Origin of the sequence: Herbaspirillum sp. 1173, assembly GCF_031455335.1 — a bacterium.
GTDB lineage: Bacteria > Pseudomonadota > Gammaproteobacteria > Burkholderiales > Burkholderiaceae_D > Herbaspirillum > Herbaspirillum huttiense.
In genome coordinates this window covers 331,199-344,008 of the sequence record NZ_JAVDSP010000005.1, presented here as the reverse complement: position 1 = coordinate 344,008, position 12,810 = coordinate 331,199, and the positions used below count along the sequence as shown (strand labels likewise).

Sequence of the window (12,810 nt, the reverse complement as noted above, 5' to 3'; positions counted from 1 at the left end):
TGTGGTGTGGTGCCAGTGTAGCCGAAGCGGTCAAACCGCTGCGCCGGGCTAGTTGGTGACCGGCCGCCAGTTGTGCTGCTGCACCACGTGCAGGCAGGCATCCACCACCACGGGATCGAGGCGCGTCCCGCTCTGGCGCTGGATTTCTTCCAGCGCTACCGCCATGCCCAGCGACTTGCGGTAGGGCCGGTCGGCCGACATCGACTCGACGATGTCAGCCACGGTCAGGATGCGCGCCTCCAGCGGCAGCGCATCGCCGCCGATGCCGCGCGGATAGCCGCTGCCATCGAGGTACTCGTGATGGCACCAGACGATCTCGGCCAGGTTGAAGGGGAAGCTGATCTTGTTCAAGATCTCGTAACCGAACTGCACGTGGGTCTTGAGCACGCCGTATTCGTCAGCGGTAATGCGGCCGGGTTTGGTCAGCAAATCGAGCGGTATCCTGGCTTTGCCGATGTCGTGCACTTGAGCGGCCATGTGCAGCACGTCGATGCGCTCGGCCGGCAGGGCCAGATGACGGCCGATCATCACCGCCAGCTCGGCGGTCTGGTCTTCGTGATTGGGCGTATAGCCGTCAGTGAGCCGATGCAGGGCGATCAATGCATCGATGACTTCCTGGTAGATCTTGTTCGGTTCTGAAACTGGCATTCCTGTCCCTGCGTGATTGCAGCCGCTGGCAGCGTGCACGGTCGCTCAGAGGTGTTGCTCGATGGAGGGTGACAGGCGATGCACCTGCCGTGAACCTTTGCCGGTTCCTTTTCTCTGAATGAGCCCCTCTTGGGGAAGCCCCGACCCGTTGGTCCGACGACGCATGTGCATGCGTTTTCCCGGTTGTCGGATAATAGCGGTCTGCAATATTGAAACTCATTTCAGGAAAGAAATGATTCTGCGCAGTTTACATTCCTGACTGATCGATGACAACAAAGCTGTCCACTTCCCGCCCGTCTTCTGCCCTGCGCCTGATCTGGCGCAAGTTTGCCATCCCGCTCTTCTTCCTGTTGCTGGGCGTGGTGTTTTCCACCTGGGCGGCACGCATTCCCGCCATCCGGGACCATCTGCAGCTCGATGCGGCCACGCTGGCGCTGGTGCTGCTGTGTGGCGGCATCGGCGCGGTCGGCTCCTTCCCGCTGGCCGCGTGGATCACCGGCCATTACGGTGCGCGCCACAGCACGCTCTACGCGGGGCTGGCTCTGCTGGTGTCGCTGCCCTTGCTGGGACTGGCACCGAACGTGGCCTCGCTGATGCTGATCTGCACGCTCTATGGAGCGGCGTCCAGCTGCTTCGACGTCGCCATCAATGCGCTGGGCGCACAGGCCGAACGCGACGCCGGCCGGCCCATCATGTCCATGCTGCATGGCTGGTTCTGCGTGGGCACCTTCTCCGGTGCGCTCGCCGCCAGTGGCGTGGCGGGCATGGGCATCGCACCGATCTGGCACTTCCTGCTGGTGGCCGCGCTGTTCCTCTATCCGCTCTACGCCTGCTATGAAGCGCTGCCCGATGACCGCCCCGAGCACGATCCAGCACGCAAGCTCTTCGCGCTGCCGCACGGACATCTGGTGGTACTGGGCGTGATCGCGTTCTGCGGCGCCATCGTCGAAGGTTCGGTGGCCGACTGGAGCGGCATCTACATGAAGGATCATATCGGTGCCAGCGATGGTGCCACGCCCCTGGCCTATGCTGCCTTCGCCGGGATGATGCTCATCATGCGCATGATCGGCGACCGTCTCAAGGCCCGCTATGACGCGCGCCGCGTGGTGTGGGTCGGTACGCTCATCGCGAGCCTCGGCATCGCCCTGGCCGTGGCGGCACCCGGCATGACGCTGGCCATTCTCGGCTTTGCCATCGCCGGGACCGGCGTGGCCGCGGTCTTCCCGTTCGTCTTCAGTGCCGCCGGACGGCACGGTTCCAGCGCCCTGGCGGCGGTGGCCACGCTGGGCTACAGCGGCAGCCTGATTGGCCCGCCGGTGTTCGGCTTCCTCGCCCATGGCTGGGGATTGCAGGCTGCACTGGCCTTGCTGGGCGTCCTGTGCCTGGCCATGGCCGGGTCCAGCCGCCGTGCGCAGTGGCTGCAGTAAGGCCTCCGCTTTTCACTTCTACTACCTCTGATGCAAGGAAAAAATACGATGCGCAATCTGGTCCTGCTGCCGGGCTTCATGCTCAATGCCCACCTGTGGGATGACATGCAGGCCGATCTGTCCACGCTGGGTACACTGACTTTCGGCGACCTCGGCCAGGATATCGGCATCCAGGCCATGGCCGACGCCGTGCTGCGCCAGGCGCCGGAGCGCTTCGTGCTGTTCGGATTTTCGATGGGGGGCTTCGTGGCGCAAGCCATTGCGCTCAAGGCACCGGAACGCGTGCTGGGCCTGGGTTTGCTCAATACCTCATCGCGCCCGCAGACCGAGCGCGAATCGGCGGGCACGCTGGCGCAGATCGAGCTGGCCCGGCGCACCCCCTTCAAGGGGCTGACATCGCGCGCACTGGCCTCTTCGCTGCATCCGGCGCGCAGCACCGATCGCGGCCTGCTGGACCGGCTGCAGGCCATGGCCCTGGCCAATGGCAAGGACGTGTTCCTGCGGCAGCTGCAGACCCTGCGCGACAGCAACGCCGAGGATCTGCAACGGCTGCAATGCCCGGTGCTCATCGTCAGCAGTGACGAAGACAAGCTGCGCAGTGTGGAGGAATCGGAAGAGATGGCGCGCCAGATACCGCACTCGCGCCTGGAGATCATCGGTGACTGCGGTCACATGACGCCGATGGAAAAGCCGCAGGAATTGTTCGGGATCATCTCTGACTGGATCGTGCAATCCGGTCTGTGAAGCCTGCGCGTCGGCCAGTCCGGGGCCGGCGCGGCAGGACTTGAAGCGGGCTTCAGCCCTCGTCGCGCTCTTTGCGGGGCGCTTCGGCCGAGCGGCTGCCGGGCCGTTTGTTCATTTCATCCAGTCCGCCCGTGCCGCGCAGGTCGGTATCGACCTGGCCCTTGCGGATATCGTCATATGCCTGGCGAATCTCGGGGCGCTCGACGGCATGGCCGCTGTTGGCGGCGTCCTGGCGGTCCGCATGCTGGTCATGCTCATGCGGCAGGCGCGGCTTGTCATGTTTGGGGTGACGGTCTTTTCTGGTTCTCAGGAAGCTGGTCATGGTGGTGGTCCTCGCAATTGAATGGTTGACTCTTCTTTTGCCGCAGGGCGATGCCGTGTGAGAGTGGCCACAGCGCATCATCACGCCTTGCATCTGCATGAAGCGAACAAGTACGACCGGGCCTCACAACAGAAGTGCCGCGAGTTACAAAGTGAGATGAAAAATAAGATTTTGTCCGACAGACAATTCGTACAAGCCGGCGCACAAGGCGCGGAAAGAAAAGAGCAGATGCCCGCTTGGACGCGCCAGGACTGGCTGCGTTCCCCATTTGCTGTGAATGGCCGCGCATGAAAAAAAAGGCGGACCCGGGTAGCGGTCCGCCTTTTACTTAGTTTTTCACGCCGCTCATGATGGCGTGAAGCTCATCCGTTACTGCAAAAGCGTCGCCTCACAGCGACAGTCGCGCACGCGCGGCGCGATATTCCTCTTCCAGCCGATCCACCATTTCGGCCACGGTCGGCACATCTTCCATCAATCCCACGCCCTGGCCTGCGCCCCAGATATCGCGCCATGCCTTGGCCTTGCTGCCGCCGCCGGAACCGAAGTTCATCTTGGTCTTGTCGGCTTCGGGCAGGTTGTCCGGATCGAGGCCGGCATTGACGATGGACTTCTTCAGGTAGTTGCCGTGCACGCCGGTAAAGAGGTTGGTGTAGACCACATCGGCGGCGGTCGACTCCACGATGGCCTGGCGGTAGGCGTCGTCGACGTTGGATTCACGCGTGGCCAGCCAGCGCGAGCCCATGTAGGCGAAGTCCGCGCCCATGGCCTGCGCTGCCAGCACCGCATCGCCCGTGGCGATGGATCCGGACAGGGCCAGCGGTCCCTTGAACATCTTGCGCACTTCACCCACCAGCGCGAAGGGCGAGAGCGTACCTGCATGGCCACCCGCACCGGCGGCCACCAGGATCAGGCCATCGACACCGGCTTCCAGGGCCTTCTCGGCATGGCGCAGCGAGATCACGTCATGCAGCACGATGCCGCCATAGCTGTGGACCGCATCCAGCATTTCCTTGGGCGGCGCGCGCAGGCTGGAGATGATGATGGGCACCTGGTGCTTCACGCAGGTGGCCACGTCCTGGGCCAGGCGGTCATTGGACTGGTGCACGATCTGGTTGACCGCGATCGGTCCCGCCTTGCGTTGCGGGTGTTCCGCTTGCCATTGGGCAAGCTCGTCCTGCAGCTGGGTCAGCCAGGTGTCGAGCAGCTCGGCCGGGCGCGCGTTGAGGGCAGGAAACGATCCGACCAGCCCGGCCTTGCACTGGGCTGCCACCAGCGCCGGGCCGCTGGCGATGAACATGGGCGAGCAGATGATGGGCAGGCGCAGATCTTGCAATGCTTTGGGGTAAGCAGGGGCTGGTGGCATGGTCGTCTCTCTTGGGTTGTCATTATCTCAAGGCAACAGGGCTGGACCCCATGCCGCTTTTGTCCGGCGATTATAGGACAAAAAGCGACAAAATATAACGGTCGTGCTTTTTGTTGCGCCAAGGTGAAATATTCAGGAAATTATTTATATGATTTACTGTCTTCCCTTCATGCGTGCTATGTTTTCCACAAGCCTGCAATAAAAACAGGCCACGCAGGGCGCTACCGGGGGCGTCTTGCGGACCGGCTCAGCCGGAAGGGTCATGCCCGCGTTCCATCTATCTATCGTTATTAGCCGTAGGGGGGAATCATGCAACACTTTGATCTCGTCAATGTCCTCATCATCGTCCTGGCCGCCGTCGCACTGATTGGGGGCGCGCTGCTGCACAAGCGTGCACTGAAAAAGGCGCTCATCGAATCGGACAAGCTGCCGGTGCGCGGCCTGCGGCGTTATCGCCAGCAGTGAAGCGCGGCGGCTGCCAGCCATCCTGCGCCGCATTTTCTTCATTCAATACGACCATTGCAGGCTGAACCCGCCGGTCAGCGTACCGGTGGGGAATCCCTGTGGCCTGGTCAGTGGCGCAGCGATGAAGAGCTCCATGCCGAGCTTGTCCACGTTGCCACGCCAGCCCAATACGGCACCGCTCAAGCGGCGCCCGCTCAGGCTTTGCGTCAGTGGTCCCGCTACCGCGCCGGTATCGACGCCGGCGTAGACTTCCTGCCCGCCTTCTCCCATCCCCCAGGACAACTCATTGCGCAGCAGCCAGCCGCGCTCGGCCTGCAAGTTCATGTCGCCATCAAAGCCACGCACGGTATAGCGTCCCCCGATGGCGAACTGATCCTGCGCCGGCAGCTTGCCCCGGTTCCATTGGGCGCGCGCCGTTGCGTTGTAACGTAAACGCGCCGTGCCCAGCGTGAAGGGCGCATGGATCGCCGCGTCCGCCAGCCACAGTCCATAGCGCGTGGTGATCTGCGGCAGGTCGAGTTCGTCCTCGGGCGCACGGCCTTGCCGGTCCAGTGCACGGCGATGGCTCAGGTTGATCTCGGCCACGGCCGGTCCGATGAAGTGGCGGTGATTCACGCTCCATTCCCATGCCGTCATCCTGCGCTGTTGCGGCGCCAGCGGGATCTGGTCGACGAAATTGAAGGACTTGCGCAGCAACAGCCGGGCTGCGACATGGCTCTTGCTGGTGGCATTGCGTCGCAGGAGGCGCGACAGTTTGACTTCGCTCGTTTCGGCATGGCCGCTGTAGACCACCGGTTCAAAGGCGCCCTCCACCGTCTGGTGATAACGGCTGCCCGAGAGCGTCGCCGAGAGCAGCCAGTAGCCGAAGGGCAGCGAATAATGCACGGTATGGCTGCGGCTGCCGCGATCCCCATAGCGCCCCAGGCTGCGCGTGAGACTGGCGTAGAAGAGATCATTGAGCGTCCACCAGTTGTCATAGGCCACCGTCACGCCTGCCTGATAGCGGCCAGTGGTGCGCGCACCGCCATCGTCCAGCGAGGCTGACACGCGGAACGGAAAGGCCTGCCGGTATTGCACGACCAGATCGCTGTCGCCGGCTTGCGCGTCGGATTCTTCCGAGGGCGTGATCTCGATGTCAGCCTCTGCTGTCGGCACGCGCCTGAGGTTTTCCAATCCTTGCTCGATGGCGCGCAAGTCGAGCAGCTCTCCCTCAGACAGCGGCAGTGCCGTGACAGCATTGCCGCGCGTGTCCGCTCCCTCGGCCATGCGCACCTTGCGCAGCCTGCCGGCAATCACCGTGAGGATCAGCCTGCCCGTGGAGAGATCCTGCGGCTGCGCCAGCACGCGGGTGGTGGTGTAGCCGCGCGCGATGATGTCGGCCTGCACGCGCGCCAGCAGGATTTGCAGACCCTGGCTGCCCAGGCAGCGGCCGGTGGCACCACCCCCCCCGGCCGCCTTCATCACCGTGCCCAGGGCGGGCCGGAAGCGCTCCGCAGAATCTCCTTCCATGATGATCGTGTCGATGCGGCTGCAAGGTTGTTCGTCCTCGGGGTAGTCCAACGACGTGGAACCGGGAGGGGGCAGGCCCAGCGTGAGCACATCGGGCGCTTGCTCGAGGGCCTCGCGCAAGACGCGCTCTCGTTCGCGCTGCAGTTGTTCTTGCTGGATGCCGGGAGATTGTGCTGCGCTGTAGAGCGGGAGGCAGAGCGCGCCGAGCAGCAGCGGAGAAAGGAGGTGGTAGCGATTCATAAGGAAATGGTCAGCGAGCAAAACAACACCGGGCACGCGTGTCGCGATCATTCAAAAATTGGGGAGATCGCAATTTCTCTTTTTATCGTCTGCACATAAATCAGACTTTTCTGATTTTTTAATCCGCTCTAAAAAAATAGACTGCGCCTCGAATCGATGAGGCATCCGGTCCGGGTCGATCTCGCAAAAGGGGCGATCCATGAACCGTCAGTGCTATCAATTGGTCTTCAACCGTCATCGCGGCATGCTGATGGCGGTCGCGGAAACCGCGTCCACCATCAGCGGCCAGAGGTCACCGATGGCATGCGGGGCTGCCGGTGTGGTGGCACCGGCATCGTGGAAGTTCTGCACGCTGGTCTTGGCCCTGGCACTGACGTGGCAAAGCGTGGCACATGCGCAGATCCTGGCAGACCGCAACGCGCCGCGCGAAGAGCAGCCGATGGTGCTCAAGGCCGCCAACGGCGTGCCCGTGGTGAACATCCGGCAGCCCAACGCCAAGGGCCTGTCGGTCAACAGCTACCGGCGTTTTGATGTGGATGGACGCGGAGTCATCCTCAATAACGCGGGTGGCTCCAGCAAGTCCGAACTGGGCGGCTATATCGCCGGCAATCCATGGATGCCGGGCGGTGGCGCACAGATCATCGTCAACCAGGTCAATGCAACGGACCCCAGCTACCTGCGCGGCTTCATCGAGGTGGCAGGCAACCCGGCGCAGGTGATCATCGCCAACCCTGCCGGCATCACCTGCGCGGGCTGCGGTTTCATCAACGCCCAACACGCCACCATGACCACCGGCACGCCCGTCATCCGGCAGGGCAACCTGGAAAGCTATCGCGTCAACAGCGGCGTGATCAGCTTTGAGGGGCTGGGCTTGCAAGCCAATGACACCGCGTATGCCGACGTCATCGCCCGTGCAGTGCGCGTACATGCGGAGCTGCGGGCCAAACAGATCCGGCTCACCACCGGGCTCAATACGGTCAGTGCTGATCACGCGCAGGTCACGCCGGACCAGAGCGCCACCGATGGTGCGCCGGTGCGCGCCATCGATGTGGCAGCGCTCGGCGGCATGTATGCCGGCCACATCTACTTGAGTGCTACCGAACATGGCGTGGGCGTGCACAACGGCGGCACGCTCACGGCCACTGAAGGACAGCTGGTCGTGACGGCAGCCGGCCACTTGGAAAACACCGGGACGCTGGCCGCACGGGGCGACACCGTGATCGCTGCCGCCGGAGCGGTGAGCAACGCCGGCAGCGGCACGATGGGCTCCGAAAGCACGCTGCGCATCCACGCCACTGCACTGGACAATGCCGGCACGCTTGACGCCAGCCGGCAGCTCCAGATACGCACCACCGGAGCGCTCATCAACCAGGGTAGCTTGGGCGCCAGGGACAGCACCCTCCTTGAAGTCGGGACACTGGAAAACACCGGCACGGGACGCATCGGGAGCACAGGCGACACCCGCGTGCAGAGTAGCGGTTCGATACGCAATGCAGGCAGCCTGCTAGGGGATACCGGCGTTACGCTTGCTGCGGTCACGCTGGAGAACACCGGCAGCGTGCTCACTCCCGCCACGCTCGCACTGCGTATACGCAACATGCTGGACAACAGCGGCAAGATCGGCAGCAATGCCCGGCTTGAGCTACGCGCCACGACCCTGACCAATCGGGGAGATATTTATTCCGCACAGGAATCGGTCCAGTTGCAGGTAGCAGGACGGCTCTTCAACAGCGGCAGCATCGAAGCAAAACGGACACTCGATGCCGAGGCGGTAGCGATTGAAAACCAGGGGCGCTTCATCGGGGAAGCGGCACTCAACGCCAGCGCAAGCGCCGCCCTCACCAATGCTGGCACCATGGGCAGCAGGGCCGGTGCCGACTTCAAGGCTGCTACCCTCGACAATCGCGGCACGCTCAGTGCAGTCCAATCGCTGACCCTGAAAGTGACCGGCAAATTCACCAACGAAAAAAACGTCGGTGCCGGCAGCACCCTCCAGATCGATGCCGATGCACTGGACAACAGCGGCAAGCTGTTCTCGCACGGTATCCTCAATCGCGGCGGCACCATCGCCGCACGATCGGGTGTGACGCTGCGCGCGGACAACGTCCGCAATCTCGGCGGGCGCATCGAGGGCGGCTCGGTTCGCGTTGTGGCGCAGAGTGATATCGAGAATGCCGGTGGCGTCATCGATGCCAACGACAAGCTGATGCTGAGTGCGGGCCGGGATGTCGTGCTTCGCAGTACCAGCGTCACGACTGCCAATGCCGTCACCACGGGACGCAATATCGATCAGGTGGCCAGCGTGAGTGGCAAGGACGTGGTGCTGCTTGCTGGCCGCGACCTGCAGGCCGATGCTGCCGTGATTGCCGCCTCGGGTGACGCCGTGTTGGCGGCGGGCCGGGATGTGCGTCTTGGTGTCGTGCAGGAATATTTCCGGCAGGAGATCCGCTGGGCCGATGACAAGGGCGGCGGCAACTGGGTCAGTCGCTTGACCGGGCCTAACTTCGTGGATCGCGCCAACGGTGCACACGGCACCAGCGAAGTCGGCATCAATCGCGCCGTGGTGACCGGTAGCAAGGAGGTCGCCACGCAGGTCAGCGGCCACAGCATCCACATCCAGGCGGGTCAGGATGTGACGAGCAGCCGAGCAGACGGTGGCCTCGGTGAATCGGGAGGTGAGCAGCAGCAAGGAGGGGAGCAATGCGCTCAAGCCGATCTTCGACAAGGAGGAGATAGAGAATCGGACGGCCATTGCGGGGGCCTTTACGCGGGAGTTGGGGAGCTTCCTGAACATTCGGGCGAAGGAGGCGGATGAGGCCAAGCGCAAGTTGGATGATGCGCTAGCGGAGGAGCGGAGCAAGCCGCTTGAACAACGCGACGAAGCCAGGCTGCGGGGCCTGACGGAGCAGTATCTCGATGCCGAAAAGTGGTCTTCGGGCGGTACGTATCGTCGGTATGCGACGGCCATTGCAGGTGACTAAAGACGAGATCATGTCAGAGAGAGAGGAGGACGGACAATATTGCTGGTTCATTGACCAGGATGTATCTATGAATTCAACTTTCAATCAGGACTTGCGAGCGCTAGTCTCTCTGGTTGAATTTTTCAACAGATCAAGGCCGTCCGGTGATGATGTGACTGCCTGTTGTGCACTGATGCGGGCCGCATCGAGCGCGCAATTGTTGTCAAATCTCTTCAAAGATATATGGGGCGATGTTGATAAGGTTTTATGGAGAGATAAAAGATTTTCATGGCCATCGATCCCCACGGGATACCAGATACCTCAGCATTTTGTGACTGCCGGGGCTGACGCAGTGAAGCGAGTGAATGGTCCTGATGACATTGCTGGTCGCGACGGACTGATGCTCTGGAAAAGTGCAACAAGAGAAATAGAGGTGATGGAAAAGGATCGCATCGATGCCATCAGGAAGACGCTTATCAAAATGGCTGAGGGCATAGGGGTCACGCGAGAAGAAATGGATAAAGCGAAGGATGAAAATGATCATTTCGAATGGTGTATTGACTACAACTCCTCCCTGGGTGATCGTCTGGAGCGATATCTTGACCAGCTCTTGCTCAGCGTAGAGGTCCACCGTATTGCTACCCACAAGAATGACCAGCTGGCCGCTTACCAGGCCCTCAAAGATGTTGGAGCTCATGCCCGATCGATATCGGAGTTATTCGGAGATATCAAGGCTGATGCGCATAAGGTCAGCATTTTCGATGAGAGATTTGCTTGGCCAGATATCCCTGATGACTACAGATTTCCAGAACATCTGGTGATGAGCGGCGGCTGTTGATCAACCGGATCTCACCCACGTCAGTCCTTAATCCTTGAGTAATTTTTTCGACTGAAGTTAAAGAGCGCATTGCCGGTAGAGATGGAGCTTCATCTTCGTCTTTCAAAATCCTTATTGATACGGTCGCGACTTGAAAGTGAAATGATGGAATGGGAAAACTTGGTTGGCCTAAAGTGCGAAGCAATATCAAACGGTGCGATATTCAGAGCTGAAGCGGAATGGCCTTATGAGGAAAAGGTCGATTTCATGTTGGTCGACTTGCCTGTGGCCGAAAGGAATTACGCCATTCTTGTGGCGACAGGACTGAAAGCAGGGCTTGTTTTGGTTCGACTTCCGGAGGATGCAAGCTATGAACATGGTAGAGGGATTTCCAGACAATGGTTAGTACAAAATTGGTCCAAGTGGATATATCCAGAGTGTCCGGTTGAGAAGGTACTGTACCTGCCACGTTACAAGACTCAAGATCTTGAGTGAATTCAGAGCCATTTGAAAATTGAGTTAGAGCTCTGCTTAAAGATCGCTGGCACGTTGCATTGGATGGCGCGCTGTCAGTAACTTGGATTTCCCCGAGATGAATAAAAGGGAGTTAATTAATGCTGGCTGGAAATTCGATCAATTTTGCATTCTGGTATGACGTAGTGGAAGGCAATGACAGTTTTTGTTTTGGTCCTTTCAATATCTTTGTAAATTCACAGCTACTACTCTGCAATAGCGAAGATAACTTTACCTTAAATATTATTGCCTCCGATTTGCGACGCTCATTCGACAGACTAGATCGTCTGGATGAATTGGAACCGGGGTTCGATGTGGATGAGATTTTTGAAAAGGCGATGCACACGCATGGATATCAGACGAAATCAGATCCGGTATTTCCGCCCAGCTGGTGGGCGCACAGTGATGACAGGATATCCAAGCTACTTGATTTATTTATCGAGATCGAAGCCGAGCGCCGAACTGATCCACCATTTGGCGTAGAGCTCTCGATGTATGTCGAAATAAGCGATAAGGGCTGGAGGTTCTTCTTGTTCAAATGCGGTAGCAAGGAAGTGCTGCTTTGTTCAAATGATTGGGGAAAAACTGTCCACTGTTACGAGCTTCCTCCCGGGGAAGTCAGATATGCGGTTGAAGAATTCCTGGCGGTAGAGCATTTTCCAAAGACCCAATCACTCGGGCGGCAAGAGGCTTGCGAGCGGTCGGGTACGTCGGAGGGCAACACTGTTTCAGAATCCGGTGAGTGACCAAATGAATAAATGTTATAAAAATTTATTTCGCAGTCTGCCTGGCAATGATAGTTGGGAAGGAAGCTTTTACGAGAGGCTCGTCGAGTATGGGATATGGGATGAGCAAGAGTTTTGGAAATTTCATAAGGATCTCATAGACATAGCGAAACTGATGAAGCACCGAAAAACGGAGTGGGATATCGCAACGGCCGTTGTTCGACTGTACGTAAAGATTGCATCTCTTATTTCTTCCCACTTCAATGCCAATGATATTTTCAAGATACAAAATCTTACCGATTCCGAAATTTTGGAATTCTATGAGCGGTTGGACTTGGCTGTGGTCGGCGCATTTTCGGGCGAGATTTTAGACGAGAGTCGCTTTGATCTTAGAAATCCATTTATTGATGGATAAGAAGGGGAAATAGATGGATATCTGCTGCGCGAATTTGTACCGAAATCTCCCTGGCAGCCAAGATTGGGATGGCACTGTTAATTTTAATAAGCGAGGTTTGGCTCTTGTTCAAGGAGAAAATTGAAATGAAAAACCTAGATGGATTAGATTTGATTCAATCAGCGTTTTTGGAGTTGACGTCCAGTATCGGTTTAACTATCGATGAAATGAATGAGGAGATAAAAGATGACGGTCAATTTGAATGGTCTATCGATTATGAAACGTCACTTGATGAGCAACATGATTACGACTTATCTAAGCTCTTGTCGTATTTTGAGATTCATCGGATAGCGCGGAAATCGAATGACCATCTGACGGCTTATGTGGCCCTTCTTGAAGCCAGGCTCTTTGCACAGAATTTAAAAAATCTATACAGAAGCATTGAAGACGAAATCGACAAGGTGATGTATCGAGATCCTAGATTCACGTGGCCAGATATCCCTGAAGGCTATAAGTTTCCTGAAGACTATCTTGAGCGGAAGTAATAGAAAATACCCTGCCGAAAAGCCAGAAGAGGACCGATGACTAAAATGAGCCAATGTAATGACCCAGCCCAACCTGCTCACCCCAAGCAGCTAAAGCAAATGCCTCAGCTAGCGTCCTCATACCGAACGCTCCGCAAG

Annotated in this window: 13 protein-coding genes; 9 read left to right on the top strand and 4 right to left on the bottom strand. The window is 59.0% G+C overall.

Annotated features, from left to right (window positions below; all coding sequences use genetic code 11):
* Positions 1 to 48: 48 nt before the first annotated feature.
* On the bottom strand, positions 49 to 648 hold the full coding sequence (locus tag J2X56_RS18320) for an HD-GYP domain-containing protein (RefSeq protein ID WP_134134219.1): 600 nt from the start codon (positions 646 to 648) through the stop codon (positions 49 to 51).
* 266 nt (positions 649 to 914) lie between these two features.
* Between J2X56_RS18320 and J2X56_RS18315 the strand changes: the two genes are divergently transcribed.
* Both J2X56_RS18315 and J2X56_RS18310 read left to right on the top strand, forming a co-directional pair.
* Complete coding sequence (locus tag J2X56_RS18315; RefSeq protein WP_121041288.1) at positions 915 to 2,075, top strand: MFS transporter; 1,161 nt, start codon at positions 915 to 917, stop codon at positions 2,073 to 2,075.
* A gap of 48 nt (positions 2,076 to 2,123) precedes the next feature.
* Positions 2,124 to 2,819, top strand: a complete 696-nt coding sequence (locus tag J2X56_RS18310) for an alpha/beta fold hydrolase (RefSeq protein WP_034339948.1) — start codon at positions 2,124 to 2,126, stop codon at positions 2,817 to 2,819.
* A gap of 52 nt (positions 2,820 to 2,871) precedes the next feature.
* Here J2X56_RS18310 and J2X56_RS18305 read toward each other — a convergent pair whose 3' ends face one another.
* Entirely contained in the window at positions 2,872 to 3,141 is a 270-nt protein-coding gene (locus J2X56_RS18305; protein WP_121041285.1) for a hypothetical protein, read from the bottom strand.
* 388 nt (positions 3,142 to 3,529) lie between these two features.
* Positions 3,530 to 4,504: a nitronate monooxygenase family protein gene (locus tag J2X56_RS18300; RefSeq protein ID WP_034339953.1), complete on the bottom strand. Its 975-nt coding sequence runs from the start codon at positions 4,502 to 4,504 to the stop codon at positions 3,530 to 3,532.
* 309 nt (positions 4,505 to 4,813) lie between these two features.
* Here J2X56_RS18300 and J2X56_RS18295 point away from each other — a divergent pair, with 309 nt between their 5' ends.
* A complete protein-coding gene (locus J2X56_RS18295; protein ID WP_166675113.1) occupies positions 4,814 to 4,969 on the top strand; it encodes a hypothetical protein in 156 nt (51 codons plus the stop codon).
* A gap of 42 nt (positions 4,970 to 5,011) precedes the next feature.
* Here the strand turns inward: J2X56_RS18295 and J2X56_RS18290 are convergent, their stop codons facing one another.
* On the bottom strand, positions 5,012 to 6,718 hold the full coding sequence (locus J2X56_RS18290) for a ShlB/FhaC/HecB family hemolysin secretion/activation protein (RefSeq protein WP_310161501.1): 1,707 nt from the start codon (positions 6,716 to 6,718) through the stop codon (positions 5,012 to 5,014).
* 199 nt (positions 6,719 to 6,917) lie between these two features.
* Here J2X56_RS18290 and J2X56_RS18285 point away from each other — a divergent pair, with 199 nt between their 5' ends.
* The 6 genes from J2X56_RS18285 to J2X56_RS18260 all read left to right on the top strand — a co-directional run bounded on the left by J2X56_RS18285 (position 6,918) and on the right by J2X56_RS18260 (position 12,672).
* Positions 6,918 to 9,533 carry a filamentous hemagglutinin N-terminal domain-containing protein gene (locus tag J2X56_RS18285; RefSeq protein WP_310161498.1) on the top strand — a complete coding sequence of 872 codons (2,616 nt, stop codon included), beginning with the start codon at positions 6,918 to 6,920 and terminating at the stop codon, positions 9,531 to 9,533.
* Positions 9,534 to 9,766: 233 nt separating this feature from the next.
* Positions 9,767 to 10,516, top strand: coding sequence for a hypothetical protein (locus tag J2X56_RS18280; protein ID WP_310161496.1), 750 nt, complete (start codon positions 9,767 to 9,769; stop codon positions 10,514 to 10,516).
* A 141-nt stretch (positions 10,517 to 10,657) separates the two neighbouring features.
* Positions 10,658 to 10,990, top strand: coding sequence for an Imm45 family immunity protein (gene imm45 / locus J2X56_RS18275; RefSeq protein ID WP_310161494.1), 333 nt, complete (start codon positions 10,658 to 10,660; stop codon positions 10,988 to 10,990).
* Between the two features lie 119 nt (positions 10,991 to 11,109).
* Positions 11,110 to 11,754 carry an Imm42 family immunity protein gene (locus tag J2X56_RS18270; RefSeq protein WP_310161492.1) on the top strand — a complete coding sequence of 215 codons (645 nt, stop codon included), beginning with the start codon at positions 11,110 to 11,112 and terminating at the stop codon, positions 11,752 to 11,754.
* Positions 11,755 to 11,758: 4 nt separating this feature from the next.
* On the top strand, positions 11,759 to 12,148 hold the full coding sequence (locus tag J2X56_RS18265) for an Imm41 family immunity protein (RefSeq protein WP_310161489.1): 390 nt from the start codon (positions 11,759 to 11,761) through the stop codon (positions 12,146 to 12,148).
* 125 nt (positions 12,149 to 12,273) lie between these two features.
* Positions 12,274 to 12,672 (top strand): hypothetical protein, encoded by a 399-nt coding sequence (locus J2X56_RS18260; protein WP_310161487.1) that lies wholly within the window; start codon positions 12,274 to 12,276, stop codon positions 12,670 to 12,672.
* Positions 12,673 to 12,810 lie beyond the last annotated feature (138 nt).

Coding starts and splice junctions, on each gene's coding strand:
- J2X56_RS18280 (WP_310161496.1), top strand. CDS start 9,767: ATGAATTCAACTTTCAATCAGGACTTGCGAGCGCTAGTCTCTCTGGTT.
- J2X56_RS18265 (WP_310161489.1), top strand. CDS start 11,759: ATGAATAAATGTTATAAAAATTTATTTCGCAGTCTGCCTGGCAATGAT.
- imm45 (WP_310161494.1), top strand. CDS start 10,658: ATGATGGAATGGGAAAACTTGGTTGGCCTAAAGTGCGAAGCAATATCA.
- J2X56_RS18315 (WP_121041288.1), top strand. CDS start 915: ATGACAACAAAGCTGTCCACTTCCCGCCCGTCTTCTGCCCTGCGCCTG.
- J2X56_RS18270 (WP_310161492.1), top strand. CDS start 11,110: ATGCTGGCTGGAAATTCGATCAATTTTGCATTCTGGTATGACGTAGTG.
- J2X56_RS18300 (WP_034339953.1), bottom strand. CDS start 4,504: ATGCCACCAGCCCCTGCTTACCCCAAAGCATTGCAAGATCTGCGCCTG.
- J2X56_RS18310 (WP_034339948.1), top strand. CDS start 2,124: ATGCGCAATCTGGTCCTGCTGCCGGGCTTCATGCTCAATGCCCACCTG.
- J2X56_RS18295 (WP_166675113.1), top strand. CDS start 4,814: ATGCAACACTTTGATCTCGTCAATGTCCTCATCATCGTCCTGGCCGCC.
- J2X56_RS18260 (WP_310161487.1), top strand. CDS start 12,274: ATGAAAAACCTAGATGGATTAGATTTGATTCAATCAGCGTTTTTGGAG.
- J2X56_RS18320 (WP_134134219.1), bottom strand. CDS start 648: ATGCCAGTTTCAGAACCGAACAAGATCTACCAGGAAGTCATCGATGCA.
- J2X56_RS18285 (WP_310161498.1), top strand. CDS start 6,918: ATGAACCGTCAGTGCTATCAATTGGTCTTCAACCGTCATCGCGGCATG.
- J2X56_RS18305 (WP_121041285.1), bottom strand. CDS start 3,141: ATGACCAGCTTCCTGAGAACCAGAAAAGACCGTCACCCCAAACATGAC.
- J2X56_RS18290 (WP_310161501.1), bottom strand. CDS start 6,718: ATGAATCGCTACCACCTCCTTTCTCCGCTGCTGCTCGGCGCGCTCTGC.